20 protein-coding genes are annotated in these 14,166 nt (G+C 44.3%); 3 read left to right on the forward strand and 17 right to left on the reverse strand.

Features of this window, described 5'->3' with window-relative positions; translation table 11 throughout:
* Positions 1 to 133: 133 nt before the first annotated feature.
* The 11 genes from V5G21_RS01080 to V5G21_RS01130 form a co-directional block, all read right to left on the reverse strand.
* Positions 134 to 478, reverse strand: coding sequence for a hypothetical protein (locus V5G21_RS01080; RefSeq protein WP_011247313.1), 345 nt, complete (start codon positions 476 to 478; stop codon positions 134 to 136).
* Between the two features lie 118 nt (positions 479 to 596).
* Positions 597 to 1,151, reverse strand: coding sequence for a SpoIIIAH-like family protein (locus V5G21_RS01085; RefSeq protein ID WP_011247314.1), 555 nt, complete (start codon positions 1,149 to 1,151; stop codon positions 597 to 599).
* 2 nt (positions 1,152 to 1,153) lie between these two features.
* Positions 1,154 to 1,816 carry a stage III sporulation protein AG gene (spoIIIAG, locus tag V5G21_RS01090; protein ID WP_011247315.1) on the reverse strand — a complete coding sequence of 221 codons (663 nt, stop codon included), beginning with the start codon at positions 1,814 to 1,816 and terminating at the stop codon, positions 1,154 to 1,156.
* The gene (gene spoIIIAF / locus V5G21_RS01095; RefSeq protein ID WP_338465156.1) at positions 1,813 to 2,403 is read right to left on the reverse strand and encodes a stage III sporulation protein AF; all 591 of its coding nucleotides are present in this window, start codon (positions 2,401 to 2,403) and stop codon (positions 1,813 to 1,815) included. The genes spoIIIAG and spoIIIAF overlap by 4 nt, the downstream gene beginning before the upstream one ends.
* 46 nt (positions 2,404 to 2,449) lie before the next feature.
* Positions 2,450 to 3,643 carry a stage III sporulation protein AE gene (gene spoIIIAE / locus V5G21_RS01100; protein WP_338465157.1) on the reverse strand — a complete coding sequence of 398 codons (1,194 nt, stop codon included), beginning with the start codon at positions 3,641 to 3,643 and terminating at the stop codon, positions 2,450 to 2,452.
* 14 nt (positions 3,644 to 3,657) lie between these two features.
* Positions 3,658 to 4,053: a stage III sporulation protein AD gene (gene spoIIIAD / locus V5G21_RS01105; RefSeq protein ID WP_073304298.1), complete on the reverse strand. Its 396-nt coding sequence runs from the start codon at positions 4,051 to 4,053 to the stop codon at positions 3,658 to 3,660.
* 18 nt (positions 4,054 to 4,071) lie between these two features.
* On the reverse strand, positions 4,072 to 4,278 hold the full coding sequence (spoIIIAC, locus tag V5G21_RS01110; protein WP_011247319.1) for a stage III sporulation protein AC: 207 nt from the start codon (positions 4,276 to 4,278) through the stop codon (positions 4,072 to 4,074).
* Between the two features lie 26 nt (positions 4,279 to 4,304).
* Positions 4,305 to 4,817: a stage III sporulation protein SpoIIIAB gene (gene spoIIIAB / locus V5G21_RS01115; protein WP_035201658.1), complete on the reverse strand. Its 513-nt coding sequence runs from the start codon at positions 4,815 to 4,817 to the stop codon at positions 4,305 to 4,307.
* A complete protein-coding gene (gene spoIIIAA / locus V5G21_RS01120; RefSeq protein WP_338465158.1) occupies positions 4,814 to 5,743 on the reverse strand; it encodes a stage III sporulation protein AA in 930 nt (309 codons plus the stop codon). The genes spoIIIAB and spoIIIAA overlap by 4 nt, the downstream gene beginning before the upstream one ends.
* Positions 5,744 to 5,754: 11 nt before the next feature.
* The gene (locus V5G21_RS01125; protein ID WP_035201738.1) at positions 5,755 to 6,027 is read right to left on the reverse strand and encodes a YqhV family protein; all 273 of its coding nucleotides are present in this window, start codon (positions 6,025 to 6,027) and stop codon (positions 5,755 to 5,757) included.
* Between the two features lie 392 nt (positions 6,028 to 6,419).
* The gene (locus tag V5G21_RS01130; RefSeq protein ID WP_011247323.1) at positions 6,420 to 6,716 is read right to left on the reverse strand and encodes a YfzA family protein; all 297 of its coding nucleotides are present in this window, start codon (positions 6,714 to 6,716) and stop codon (positions 6,420 to 6,422) included.
* A gap of 218 nt (positions 6,717 to 6,934) precedes the next feature.
* Between V5G21_RS01130 and V5G21_RS01135 the strand changes: the two genes are divergently transcribed.
* Positions 6,935 to 7,480, forward strand: a complete 546-nt coding sequence (locus V5G21_RS01135; RefSeq protein WP_011247324.1) for a shikimate kinase — start codon at positions 6,935 to 6,937, stop codon at positions 7,478 to 7,480.
* A gap of 46 nt (positions 7,481 to 7,526) precedes the next feature.
* On the opposite strand, the gene efp is transcribed toward V5G21_RS01135, so the two are convergent.
* From efp to V5G21_RS01150, 3 genes are all read right to left on the reverse strand, one after another.
* Positions 7,527 to 8,084, reverse strand: coding sequence for an elongation factor P (gene efp, locus V5G21_RS01140; protein WP_011247325.1), 558 nt, complete (start codon positions 8,082 to 8,084; stop codon positions 7,527 to 7,529).
* A 62-nt stretch (positions 8,085 to 8,146) separates the two neighbouring features.
* Positions 8,147 to 9,217 (reverse strand): Xaa-Pro peptidase family protein, encoded by a 1,071-nt coding sequence (locus V5G21_RS01145; protein WP_338465159.1) that lies wholly within the window; start codon positions 9,215 to 9,217, stop codon positions 8,147 to 8,149.
* A gap of 72 nt (positions 9,218 to 9,289) precedes the next feature.
* On the reverse strand, positions 9,290 to 9,784 hold the full coding sequence (locus V5G21_RS01150) for a YqhR family membrane protein (protein ID WP_011247327.1): 495 nt from the start codon (positions 9,782 to 9,784) through the stop codon (positions 9,290 to 9,292).
* Positions 9,785 to 10,130: 346 nt separating this feature from the next.
* Between V5G21_RS01150 and V5G21_RS01155 the strand changes: the two genes are divergently transcribed.
* Positions 10,131 to 10,526: a hypothetical protein gene (locus V5G21_RS01155; protein WP_338465160.1), complete on the forward strand. Its 396-nt coding sequence runs from the start codon at positions 10,131 to 10,133 to the stop codon at positions 10,524 to 10,526.
* A gap of 93 nt (positions 10,527 to 10,619) precedes the next feature.
* Here V5G21_RS01155 and V5G21_RS01160 read toward each other — a convergent pair whose 3' ends face one another.
* The 3 genes from V5G21_RS01160 to splB all read right to left on the reverse strand — a co-directional run bounded on the left by V5G21_RS01160 (position 10,620) and on the right by splB (position 13,143).
* Entirely contained in the window at positions 10,620 to 11,516 is an 897-nt protein-coding gene (locus tag V5G21_RS01160; protein ID WP_338465534.1) for a patatin-like phospholipase family protein, read from the reverse strand.
* A 94-nt stretch (positions 11,517 to 11,610) separates the two neighbouring features.
* Entirely contained in the window at positions 11,611 to 12,042 is a 432-nt protein-coding gene (gene mntR / locus V5G21_RS01165) for a transcriptional regulator MntR (protein ID WP_011247330.1), read from the reverse strand.
* 75 nt (positions 12,043 to 12,117) lie between these two features.
* Complete coding sequence (gene splB / locus V5G21_RS01170) at positions 12,118 to 13,143, reverse strand: spore photoproduct lyase (RefSeq protein ID WP_011247331.1); 1,026 nt, start codon at positions 13,141 to 13,143, stop codon at positions 12,118 to 12,120.
* Positions 13,144 to 13,276: 133 nt separating this feature from the next.
* Between splB and dat the strand changes: the two genes are divergently transcribed.
* Complete coding sequence (dat, locus tag V5G21_RS01175; RefSeq protein ID WP_011247332.1) at positions 13,277 to 14,131, forward strand: D-amino-acid transaminase; 855 nt, start codon at positions 13,277 to 13,279, stop codon at positions 14,129 to 14,131.
* Positions 14,132 to 14,166: the final 35 nt, after the last annotated feature.

Consider the following 14,166-nt stretch of genomic DNA (forward strand, 5'->3'; position numbering starts at 1 on the left):
CAATTGCTTCGTTTAGTGGTCATACCACTTCAGCGCCACCCGTCCCATACATCATGTACTAACGTTCGGGGTTCGCGAGGAAAAATCCTTTATTATGTAGTAAAATTGCAGGCGTAAGAGGGAGTGCTCCCCCTTACTCTTGTTCTTCTGTCGTTTGTGCGTCTTTTTTGTATTGCCGAAACACAGGAAATTCCGAGAGGTTGTCCGGTATTTTCCCATTTTCCAGCAAAATGATCTTAACAATATTTTTATTGCGGGCCATATGGTACTTTTCCCCGTATTCATTTTCCTGGGTATAACGCTTTAAGTTTTCGTAGTCTTCCTCTTGGATCGACACGCTCACACGGTCGCCGTCTTCGTCTTCGATTTCTTCAGAAAAGCCAACTTCAAATTCGACGATTTGAATATGGTCATTTTTTATATTGCGCGTCTGCTCGAGGACAGCTTTCGCTCCCTCTGTTAAATCAGACCATTCCATCTGCAATCTCTCCTTACTTCATTATACATTGCTGTATTATACCATGTGTAGAAGAGGAATGCATGTTGCAAAAAAAGCAGCTTGTGCAAAGGCTGCATCAAGCCGCTAATAACTAGTATTATTCTGCTATTTCGTCCAAATGGACCGAAATGTCTGCCGTTGTTTGCAAATGCTCTTTGGCAAGCTGCATAATGGAGTTGGCTTCGGCTTTTGAAAGGCTTTCAGCTTGAACCATGATTTGTACGCTATCTGCTTCAGACATGACGAGCGCATCATTATACCCTTCTGCACGCAAGAGTGATTCGAGCATTTGCTCATTGTCCCCTACGGCAAGGATTTCAATCGATTTGTCGTTCGCGGCTACCGCTTCCTCAGCTGAGCTGCCTTCAGCAGATGCTTCACGAGTATACTGCTCTGCTTCTTTGTGGCGTGCCTCATTCAATTTTAAACGCGCTTCCGTGTAATTGTCGTTACCAGAGAGGCTTGCGATCATATCACCATCAACCGTGCCATCTTCATTTACTTCGACTTCCACCCCTGCTTCTTCTGAAGCGATTGGGTCTGTCCCTTCATCCCCGGCGTTTTGATTACCTGGATAGGCATAGTACACACCAAGAACCAACATTAAGCTTAACATTGTCAATAGCCAAACCGTTTGCTTTTTAAGAACCATTTTTATTCCTCCTTCATTTTCTTCGGCATAACAGATACGCGATGTGGCGCTACATCTAACACACGGCTCACCGCTTCTACTACCCAAGCCTTTACTTGTACATTTTCCACTCCTTCCGCAACAACAAGCACGCCTGCTACCGCTGGTTTTTCTTTCGAGATGACAAGCGGCTCATCTTGATCGCCGTTGCGGGTAATCACAACATTTTCTTCTTCTTGCGTATCCTCTACTTGTCTGCTGCCGCCTTCACGGTCTGTCTCATTTGTCTCTTGGCGCCCGCGTTTTACATTTTTTTCATAGACTTGCTTTTCACTTTCCGCGAGATTGACAACGATTGAGACATTATTGACGCCGACTATCTCTTGCAGCGCCTCGCGCAATTGATTTTCATAGCGCATTTCATAGTCAGCCATTGAATTTTCTTCGACTTTCCGGCCAAACACAGGGGCTGTGTCCTCCTCGCCGTCTTCATTCGAGTCTGCCTCATTTGTAGTTGGCATTGCGTCATCATTTTCCGGTTGCAAAAATTGACTCAAAAGCATTAACGCTACACCGAGACAGCCTAGCAGTAAGATGTATTTGGGCGAAAAGCTGCGTTTTTTTTTATCTGGCTGTTTTGGTAGCCATTTTTTAAACCAATCGTCAGCTTTTTCTTTGTCATTCATTCACCCACCCCTCCTTCTCTTACCAATGTAATTGCGGACTCTGGAACACCCCATTCGTCGGCCAAAAACAGAGCAAGCTCATCCTTGTTTTCAACTGGCTTTTGCTGGCTACGCCCGTCGGTTGTGTCGATTTCAATGGATACAGGTTCAATGGGCTTCCCCGCGCCTAAGCTGGACTCTGGTTTTTCCGACGAACCTACATGGACTTCTATTGCCACTCCAGGTTCCTCTGCTGTCTCCGCCACGGCAATGTGCGTAATGAACATTTGATGACGACTCGCCAACTCTTCCTCAACTTGGTCTTTTAGTTGGACAGCCACTTGTTCAGATGTATATGCATCAAAGAACTGATCTATCTCTTTTTTTTGTGAATTTATTTTTTCCTCAATGTCAATGGCTTTTTCTTGTTGAGATGCCTGCTCTACCAGGCTGTAGAGCCATTTTTCTGGGTCTTGATGAAACAGGGAAAGCACAGGTTGGAGCATCATGACAAGCAGCATTAAACTAACAACCAGTTTGACATAGTTTTTTAACGCTGTATTTGGCAAAAGCAACTCTAGGACGACCGCAAGCAAAATCAACAGCACAATCGACGTTACCCACCCATTAATAAATTCGATTTTGTACGCCTCCTCACCTCATCAAAAAAGCGATGTTGCTGGCCGCAACCATTAATGTGATTGCTAAGAAAAACATGAAGCCGACGAGTGCAAGCGCCGCAAACACATATAGGACGGCTTTGCCGATGATCCCTAAACAATCAATGATTGCCCCGTCGCCAAGTGGCTGTAGAACGGCAGCCGAAACCTGGAAAATAAACGCAATCGACAACACTTTAATCGCTGGAAAAGCGCATATAGCCAAGAGAATGACAAGCCCACTCATGCCGATCGTATTTTTTAAAAGCAATGAAGCGCTCGCAACAGTATCCGTTGCATCTGTAAACATCCGTCCTACTACTGGCACAAAATTGCTCGCGATAAACTTTGCGGTCCGCAACGTTAATCCGTCGACAGCGGCAGTTGTCGTCCCTTGGACTGAAACGACGCCTAGGAAGACAGTCATACAAATGCCCAGCAGCCCAACTGCTCCAGTCCGGAATAAATTCGCTAGTCGTGTCACTTTATAGTGGTCACTAAATGTACTGACGATGCCAAGAACAGCCGAAATGAACAAAAGCGGCAAAACGACAGCATTGACGATTAACCCACTCGTATGGACTAAAAAAATAATAATCGGATGAAACAATGCGGAAGTCGATGCGCCGCCAATGGAAGCCATCATTGCCAGCAACAGCGGCAGCAACGCAATTGTAAAGTGCACCATCGAATTAATCGCTTCTGTCGCATATGTAATGGCTGTATGAAAGCCATTCATTGCAATCATCGCTAATACCAACAGCGTGACCGCATAAGCGGTTTTGCTCACTGTCTGATGTTCGAATGCAGTTTGAAATGATTGAAGGATATAAGAAAAAATCGTTAACAACAGCAGCATTCCCATTAGTTTTCCATTGACGATCAATTCATGGAACAAGTATTTAACGAGGCCGACGCCCCATTCCTTTAGCTCAAACTGCTTGTCTCCTTTTAAAAAATCGATTAATTGCCCTTTTTGGCTTTCAGGAAGAAAGCCCCCGTACTCTTCTGAGACGGACTCCCAGTATTCTTGGATTTCATCAAGCTTTAATATATTTAACTGCTCGTTTACGAGCTCTTCTGCTGACGGTTGGACGTTATTTTCTTCTGCAAACGCGTTCTCGCTTTGAAGGCCAAAGCAACAAACGATGCAGAAAAGCAAGGAAACGGCGATTTTTTTGCTTCCCATTACGCTTGTCCTCCTTATCCCGACATGGGCAAAAGCGACAAAATCATTTCAATGACAGCCTTAATGATAGGGATTGCCAGCACAAGAATAAAAATCTTTCCTGCCAGTTCAATTTTAGAAGCGATTGAGCTTTGACCAGCATCCTTGGCAATTTGTGCACCAAATTCTGTAATATAAGCAATGCCTATGATTTTTAAAATCGTTTGCAAATAAACCATATGGATGTTGGCACTTTCGGCAAGCTGGCTGATCATCTCAATCATGACGGCAATTTCGTCAATCAAGAATAGAAAAATAAAAGCGCCAACGAACATTGTCAGCAAAAAAGCAAATGCCGGTTTCTGCTCTTTTACGACAAGTGCTAGAAATGTGGCAATCAGCCCTAATCCAACTAGTTGGACGATTTCAATCGCAGCTCACCTCCTTGGCTACGCCTGGAACAAAAACACGCTGCGGATTTTTTGGAACAAGTCGTCAATGATTGTGGCAACCATATATAAAACAACGACAAAGCCGATTAGTGTCACCCAGTGGGCCCAATCTTCCTTGCCCATTTGCTTAAGCACGGTATGCATCATCGCCACGATAATGCCAATTCCGGCAATTTGGAATATCGTATTCACATCATATGCCACCTGCTCATCCTCCCTGCTTTCGCTTTTTATACAAATAAAATGACCAGTAACAGCCCTGCAAGCACGCCTAGCGTTTTTGCCATTTTTTCATAGCGAAGCTGTGTCTCTTTCGCTTCAAGCTCCTCCCGCTCCAAATGGGTTTGGGCGAGCTTTAGCTGTTTTTGTTGCTGGCTGCGGTCCATTGTTCCAAGCGTAGCGCCAAACTGATGCAGCACTTCCCGTTCTCCGCTTTTTAATGCCGTTTCTTCCCACACAGCCTCTAACGCTTCCCTCCAAGCGTCCATTGCCGTTTGCTTACGCGCCCGAAGATTGGCGGCGAAACAGGCAAACATGTCTCCGATTGCGCCTTCTAGTTGTTTGGCAATGTTTTCGCTAGCTTGAGCGAGAGGCGTTTGCCCGTAAAGCATTTCTGCTTCAAGCGCCTGTAATGCTATACGAAGCTGGCGAATTTGCTGAGGTCTGTCTCTTAGCTTTTTCGCCTGTTCTAGCCCGTAAAGAGTGGAGCATAAAAGAATGAGCGCAGCACCGAACCATTTCATCGCATGATCCTCGTTTGCTGCGGGCGTCTTACTCGCTTAATGCTACCAGGGTGCGGGCTTTTCCCTAATTCAATGACACAAGTGAACGCCTCTTGTTCAAACAGCCCTTTAAAAACAGGGCGCTTGGCTACTTCTTCCAATGTATGGCCGTGAGCGGTGGCAATAAGGCAAACGCCTGCATGCCGTGCTTCTAGAATCGCTTTTGCGTCTTCTTCTCTGCCAATTTCATCGACGATGAGAACATCAGGCGACATAGAGCGGATTAACATCATCATCCCTTCTGCCTTTGGACAACCATCGAGAACATCCACCCGTACCCCGAGTTCATGCTGTGGCACACCAGCCACACAGCCAGCAATTTCTGAACGTTCATCGACAATGCCGACTTTGCAGGAGGGTATGTGGTTTTTTTTGCTTCCTGTGCTCACGATCCGAGCTACATCGCGCAACACCGTTGTTTTCCCAGTTTGCGGTGGTCCAATGAGCAACGCGTTCTGCCAACTACGTGTTTGTCGATCATACAGTTTGTCAATTATCTTTTCTGCAGCGCCTATTTTTTGGCGGGCAACCCGCACATTAAAAGAGCTAACTGGACGAATGGTCTGGACCGCGCCATTTTCCAAAACGGTTTTCCCAGCAAGGCCGACTCGGTGCCCGCCAGCTACGGTGATATAGCCTTTTTGCAATTCTTCTTCAAACGCATAGAGTGAATACTGGCTAAGTTGGTTTAAAACATAGCTAGCGTCAGCAACGGAAAATCGGTATAGCGGATTGGTTGAATAAACGGAACGGGAGGCAAACAGACATTCAACCGGTTGACCCACCCGTAACCGGATTTCTTCAAGCTCCTCCAATTCCGTTGTGCGAAGGCTTTCTATAAAGGATTGAACCGGCTGGGGAAACAGCCGCAGTAAGTCACGAAGCATAAGCGATCCTCCTATTTGCGGATGCCAATTAAAATGAGGGCAACGCCTGTGGCGATAAAGACTAATTTGCTTGGCGACAGTTTATCAGCAACGCTAATCAAGCCAATGGCGATCGATAGTAAAAAAATTGAAGGACCGACGATGGCAAGGACAGCATTGATCGCTACAGCGCGTTCAATGCTGTTGTATTTGAGCATTAGCAAGGCAGCGCTAATTTCAATCAAGCCAGAAAGCAGCCTCAACCCTACCATGACAAGAAGCGCCCATTTAATGGCAACAAACATATTCAATTTGCCGGTCACCCCATTTCGGTCTTTTCGAAAGACAAGCACTTTGTACACTCTATGAAAGGCATGGACCGTTTTAGAACAGGATAAAACGATTAAAAACACCAACAAAATGAATCGGACGGATAGAAAACGTTTGACAGACGAGGAGTGTAGGCGAGGGAAGATGCGAATAGAACGAGTGGTTCATAAACAACGGTTTTCTCGCAAATGAAACGACTGTTTCATAGCAGCCATTTACGGACCGAAGCAAGACTCAGCAAAAAGAACATTTTTATTGCCTTTTGGTTTTCCAATGTAACGGACAAAACCACTCAAAAATAAAAAAAGATACAAGAGAAAGCTCTCCGTATCTTTTAGCCAACAATCGCGCCCGGTTGTGGAAGCCACTATTTCCCAGTGACAAAAATATTTTTTATTGCCCCTATAATTCCAGGTACTAGAAAAAAGATACCAAAAAATATAGTAAGTAAATTCATATGTGGTTCTTCATAAAAAGCAAACCACTTTGTAAAAATGGGAGATCCAACGATTTTTCCATATAACGTTCCATCATCAAAATCCCTATAAGGGATCCAGCCTGTCGTCTCAAATATAATAAAAATTATTTGTGACAATAAAAATACACAAATAGAAGATAGCCAAGGCTTTTTTAGAAACGAAACAGGATTTTTTTTAGTAGCCAAAAAAGTTCTCTCCTTTGAATGAAGCTTCTCTACAGTTAATTGGCCCGTCTAAAACATTTTAGCCAATAAAATCAAAATGACATTATTTCAATTTAACGGATGTTCTCCTTTTACGCAAGCCCATCCTGCCGTTTCGTAAAAACGGGCATACGCCTCCCCACGCTGCTGATTTTTTTGCTATACTAAAAGCAAATTGATTGTAAAAGAGAGTGCCACCTATGAGAACTGAAGTGCCTTTAATTGAAAAAAACATTGTTTTAGTCGGGTTTATGGGCGTCGGCAAAACAAGCATTGGCCAAGCGCTCGCCAAAAAAATGTACCGTGATTTTATTGATATTGACGCCGAAATCGAAGCAAAGTTGAACATGAGCATTCCCACGATTTTCGAAAAACATGGGGAAGCTTTTTTTCGCCAACATGAAAAGGAAGCCGTTTTTTCTGCTTGCAATGAAAAATTGAAAATTATTTCCCTTGGCGGCGGCGCTTTTACACAAGAAGCGATCCGCCAGCGCTGCCTTGCGAACTGCATTGTCATCCATTTGGATCTTTCATTTGAGTCTTGGAAAGATCGTGTCCACATGCTGATTGACAACCGCCCGATTCTCCAAGGAAAAACGATGCCTGAATTAAAACAACTATACACGGTAAGACGCAAGGCTTATGAAAATTATCACTCCCGCTTTTCGACAGATGCGTTCAATGTCGATGAAGCCGCAGAGTATTTAAAAGAATCGCTCCACCTCGCCTATGAAATCGAAGGCTAAAAAAGCGGCTTTTCCTTGGTAGTCAGGAAAAGCCGCTAACATTCTGTTATGCTCTTGATACGTAAGAAGCCGATCTTGTGTCAATTACAAGCTTATCGCCTTGGTTTACGAAGAAAGGCACCTGAACCGTCAAGCCTGTTTCTAAAGTTGCCGGCTTCGTACCACCTGAGGCTGTATCGCCTTTAATTCCAGGCTCGGTTTCCACTACTTCTAAAATGACCGTATTCGGCACTTCTACGCCCAGTGTTTCGCTTTCATACGAGATCACATGCACTTCCATGTTCTCTTTTAAAAATTTTAGCTCGTATTCAATTTGTGCTGTTTGCAATTCAAGCTGTTCATACGTTTCGTTATCCATAAATGTGTGCGTGTCGCCGCTAGCATACAAGTATTGCATACGGCGGTTTTCAATATGCGCTTTTGCGACTTTCTCGCCAGCACGGAACGTTTTTTCTTGGATTGCGCCCGTCCTCAAGTTACGCAGTTTTGAACGGACAAACGCTGCTCCTTTTCCCGGTTTAACATGTTGGAACTCCATCACTTGCCAAATGCCATTATCGACTTCAATGGTTAAGCCCGTTTTAAAATCATTCACTGAGATCATTTCGTTTCCTCCATTTGCACAATTTGCCTTGTTTACTATACCACAGCTTTCGCTCTGTGTCTTTATACACCGACATGAATGAGCGTCCGCGGCGAATGGGTCAGCGTCGAGTTCCCGTTTTCTGTAATGACGACGTCGTCTTCAATACGCGTACCACCAACGCCAGGTATATAAACACCAGGCTCAACCGTCACGACCATTCCTGGCTGCAAAACTATGTCCGATTTTGTTGATAAACTCGGTCCTTCATGTACTTCCATGCCGAGCCCGTGGCCTGTTGAGTGACCAAAATATTGACCATATCCTTTTTCAGCAATGTAATCTCGTGCAAGGGCATCGCCTTCCTTGCCAGTTATGCCTGCTTTAATGCCCTCAACAGCTCGCTCTTGAGCAACCCGGACCGTTTCATAAATAGCTAGCAGTTCATCCGATATATCCCCTACTGCGAGCGTCCGTGTTATGTCTGAACAATAGCCGTTATAATAAGCGCCATAATCGAGCGTTACCAATTCACCATGCTCAATCGTTTTTTCAGAAGCCACGCCATGAGGCAAAGCAGAACGAACGCCAGAAGCAACAATAATATCAAAAGAAGACGACGTCGCTCCTTTTTTGCGCATAAAAAACTCCAGCTCGTTGGATACGTCTATTTCTCTTACGCCAGGTTTAATGTATCCTTGGATATGGGCAAACGCTTCATCGGCAATCGCTGCCGCTTTTTGCATAATTGCAATCTCTTCCTGTGTTTTAATGACACGAAGCGATTCAACCACTTGCGAAACGGGGATCAATTTCGTATTGTCCAGCAAGTTCTGATATGTTTCAAATTCTGCATATGTAAGCTGTGTTTTCTCAAAACCAAGGCGCTTTATGCGGAGGCGTTCCACTTGCGCGGCAACTTCCTGTGGTAGCGTGCCTTTTTGTTCCATTACAGAACAATCAACGACTTGTTTCATTGCTTGTTCAGTATAACGGAAATCGGTCAAAAACAGTGCGTCTGTTTCCGTAAGTAAAACAGCGCCAGCCGTTCCGGTAAAACCGCTGACATAGCGACGGTTAACGTTGCTGGAAATGAGCAAACCGTCCAATTCATAATCGCTTAGCTTTGCTTGCAATGCTTTTACAATCGACATGGCTATCCCTCGCTTCATCCTTGAATAAGCAAATTGTAGCACAATTTTTGCCACTGGGAAACGGGGCGCTCATTAATGGCGAGCTTCGTTTTGTTCCGAATACTCATAAGCAATCGAATAGCCGATAAACAATCCGTAAAGGATAAATAGACATAACGTTGTTACCAGTGTATTGACTGTGTACGATTGGACTGGTTTTAATTGTGGTATAAAAGGATTAAGAATGTAAAAAACAATCACCCATATCAATACGCCAAAACCAACTCCAGGCCAGATGCTATTTACTTTTTGCAGCATCCATTTGTACAAAAACGCAACCCCAATCGAGCAAATCGCAATGACGCCTACGCCAACAACTTGACCGATGTGGCCCGTTTTCCACTCTCCTAAAGCCCATGGCAATAAGACAAAGGAAGGCCCGACTTGTGTAAAATTGAAATAATAAGAGAAATAGCCGATCAACGACCAAATAAGCCCACCAAAAAACCCGATCAACATCGTTTTAGTAGTAAAGCTCATTTGTTTTTCTTCTTTTATTTTCCGATGCAACTCTTTTCTTCTTGACATGCTTGCACACCTCCATTTGCTAGCATGCCCTAAATGAAAAAATACTTGTACGCTTGTTCGTTTTTGCTAAAAAAAGGTATAAACAAGCATTTGCCGTACATACTTTTAAAAACCAATTTTCGTCAATTTGCCTTGCTCACTGTTCATAGACGTTTTATACTTTACTTATAAATGAATGAGCGATAAAATCAGAACTTCGTTTTCCCCATCTTGCATGTTCACGATCTTGTGCATGTGTCTTCCTCATTTGGCCGAATGTCCATGGAACCGCTTTAGACGATGGACGCTATTTTTGCGAACGTGTTTGCGCAAGCTTTAAGCTTTTATTTAGAAAGGGGACATGGACGTGAATAACCCAATGAAAACCATTTTAGTTGTCTTACTCGCACTGGCGGCAATTGGCATTTTCAGCAACATTGGCAGCTTTTTTGCAATGGTTGGCAAAGCGGTGATCGCCATCGCGGCAATTTACTTTATTTATCGGCTTGTGATCGCAAAACGGTACGGCACGAGTATTTTTCCGAAACGGAAAGACGGGCCGACACGCGCTCAAATAAAAAAAGCGCAACGAACGAGTTCTGCAAACAAGCAGGAACAAAAACGAGTGTTCAAACAAAACGGAGCCAAACCAGCGACAAAGGCAAAAAGCCCATTAAAAAAAGGAGCAAAACGCCGGTCAGGTCCCCAGTTAACTGTCATTGAGGGCAAAGGAACGAAACCGAAGCGCAAGAAAAAAGCGTAATGTTTATCCACCAAGTCAATTGGGGGAATAGTGGAACGGCCCATTGCGTTTAGCTAAAAACAGGAGGCTCTTTCGTGAAAGAGCCTCCTGTTTTTAAGGTGTCCAAGTCGATAGAAAGGCAGTTGTTTTTTCTCGACCGAGTTGAATCATATGCCGTTTTTCTTCATTCGTTAGCGAAAAATCGGTTGATTTGATGTCCTCGACTGGAATAAAGACGACATTTTTCGCATGCTTTTCACTAATATAGCGAACATCATGGGCGCTTGTCACCGTTTCGAACAGCGCTTTGTACATGTCAACAGCATTGTTAATCACCGCTGGCGGCCGCTCGTCAAGCCGGGGCGCTAATTGAAAGCCAATCACCGGCCGCCTCCAACCTCCTTGGCTGCCGTCTTTAAAAAGCCACATCGGAAAATTGCTCAGCAACCCACCATCGACCATATAAAACGTCTTTTTTTTCGTGGATCTGTCATTTAGCTTTACCGGCTCAAAAAAATACGGAATGCTACAGCTCATGCGAATGGCCTTTGCTACGCTAAAGGCGCCGGGGTCATATTTATATTTAGGCAAATCATCTGGGAGCACAACCATCCGTCCTTGAGTAATGTCGGAAACAATCACCCGCAATGAGCCGCTCGGAAGATCAGCAAAACGACGGATGCCTTTTGCCGCCAAAACGTCTTGCAGCCATCCTTCCAACTGATCGCCTTTATATAAACCGAGGCGAAAGTAAAGATTGATCCACTTGGCAACAGGCAAAGGCAAAAACGACATCCGTTCATCTTTCATTTTTACGACGTCAAGCTGATCTAACAGCCGATACAGCTCTTTACTCGTATAGCCAGCCATAAGCAGCGCTGCTATGATCGCACCTGCGCTTGTACCGGCAATCCGTGTAAAAGAGAGCTTGCGTTCTTCCGCTGCTTCCACTGCCCCTACAAAGGCAAACGCTTTAACGCCTCCTCCTGCAAACACGGCATCTACATTCACTTTCGTCACCCCCTTATCACCTATATGTGAAAAAAGAAGGATGGTTTCCTTCTTTTTGTGGGGGGCTATAAATGGAGTTAATAAACTGTGATCGTTACTCGTCTTCGGGAAAGTCGTTGCGCTTTTGGATTTCCCGCAAATCGTCGATTCTCGTTTGGTTTTCTTGGAAGTATTGGACAAGGTCGCCAATCCGGTCTATCGCATCCCAGCTGATATGATGTTCAATCCCTTCTACGTCTTTATAAATATGGGTATCGTCCACACCAATGATTTTCATAAAATCCTCAAGCAATTCGTGGCGATAAACGAGCCTTTTGCCGATTTTATTGCCCTTTGCCGTTAAAACCAAACCCCTATAACGCTCATACACCAAATAATCGCTTTTATCCAGTTTTTGAACCATTTTCGTCACCGACGATGGATGGACTTCAAGCGCTTCGGCAATGTCCGATACCCTTGCATATCCCTTTTCTTCAATTAACATATAAATCCGCTCTAAATAATCTTCCATGCTTGGTGTTGGCATGAAATCCCTCCAATCAAACAGGCGAAAGCCGTCACTTCTTATCTTACTATAAAATGGAGATAAGAGACAGGGGGATCACGTAAAGTACTCGATTTTTGCACGTGGAAAGTACTTGTCAATATAGCCAGTAAGAGTGTCTCGCAACTCGGCCGCCCGTTCATCTTTGTAAACATACTTTCCACGTCCATACCGGCCCCATTTGTATTTCCGCTCCTTCTCCTCCATTTCCAGCTTTGATTTCGGATAACGTTTGTTTATGACCCGTTTCGCCGTTTGTGTGAAACGGTGCTGGATCATTTCAAATGTCAAATCTTTCTTTGCATAGGAAGGCAAACTGGCCTCTAAGCGTTCAAACAATTCTAGATAACCTTCTTCCCAGCCTTCATGCCAAATAATCGGTGCGATGACAAAGCCGAGTGGATAGTCCGCTTTAGCGACTTTTTCAGCAGCTTCAATTCGTTCTAAAAAATTGGACGTTCCTGGTTCAAAATACTTAATAACATGTGCAGCATTGACACTAAAACGGAAACGCGTGTGGCCGTTATGTTTGGCATCGAGGAGGTGATCGACATGGTGGTACTTCGTGACAAAGCGAAGCCGGCCATGTTCACGCTCCCCAATAAATTCAATTGTTTTCTTTAATGAATGTGTTAAATGATCGATGCCGACAATATCGGATGTGCACGCCGCTTCAAAACGGGTGATTTCTGGCGCACGCTCTTTCATATAATCATCAGCTGCTGAAAAAATATCATCGAGGTTTACATATGTTCGGATGTACGGTTTATCTCCAAGCGTTGTTTGCAAATAACAGTAGTGGCAATGCCCCATACACCCTGTTGCCAATGGAATGGCATACTCTGCCGATGGCTTGGATGTGTCGAATTTTAATGTTTTTCGGACACCCACTACGAGTGTCGATTTGGCATTTCGGTATTGTTGATTTTCATTTTTCCCGGGAATGTTTCGTACCTGGTTGTGTGACGTTGTCTCCCGAATTTCGACATCTGCGTTTTTAAACTTCTCGTATAATTCCTTACCAAGTGGATAATTAAGTGCTTGTGGTTCAAAGTACACAAGTTGGGGATAAAATGGTCTCATCAAAACGCTCCTTTTTATTTTCCTATAGAATGTGTATCTCGGGTGAATTTCATTACTCCCATTGACAAACAAGCGTTCTTTTTGGAAAATAGAAGAGACGTCAAGAAGAAAATATAGGAAACGAGGGCTAAAAATGAATCATATTATCGTGAATGACTCCATCGTCCCTGAAACAGAGGCCCATGTTTCATACAATGACCGCGGGTACCATTTCGGTGATGGCATTTATGAAGTTATACGCATTTATGAAGGAAGTTATTTTGCGCTCGATGCTCATTTAGACCGGTTGTATGCCAGCGCAGAAAAACTCGACATGCGCATCCCTTATCAAAAAGAAACGTTGGCAGCCCGCCTAAACGATTACAAGAACACCGAAAAAATCGAAAATGGCTCTGTTTACGTCCAATTTACAAGGGGCGCAGGCGCTCGCAACCATTTGTATACCCGTGAAGAAACGCCTGTTTTAACTGGCTTTGCACTCCCTGATAAGCCGATGCAAGCAAGTCAGGAAAAAGGCGTTTCCGTTTATGTAACGCCTGATATCCGTTGGCTCCGCTGTGACATAAAAACCATCAATTTGCTAGGCAATGTCCTCGCCAAACGGAAAGCAAGCGACCACGATTGTGCAGAGGCGGTGCTTTACCGTGATGAGGCGGTCACAGAAGGGTCTTCATCTAACTTATTTCTTGTTAACAATGAGACTTTATACACACACCCGGCAAACAATCTAATTTTAAATGGCATTACACGCCAAGAAATCATCTCGATTGCCAAGAACATGGGGATCGATGTTGTGGAAGAGCCGTTTCCAAAAGAAGTGCTTGCTCATGCGGAAGAAGCGTTCATTACTAGCACATCGATTGAAATTACGCCTGTCCATACGTTTAAAGGCGATGTAGTGGCTACACTGTCCGTCGGCCCTGTAACAAGAAAGCTGCAACAAGCACTTGCAGAGCATATTCACACCCAAACAAGCGCTTCCGTTTAGGAGAGCGCTTGTTTGGGTTTGTCGACTATGTCGAC

The organism is Shouchella rhizosphaerae (assembly GCF_036700015.1).
GTDB classification, from domain to species: domain Bacteria; phylum Bacillota; class Bacilli; order Bacillales; family Bacillaceae_D; genus Shouchella; species Shouchella rhizosphaerae.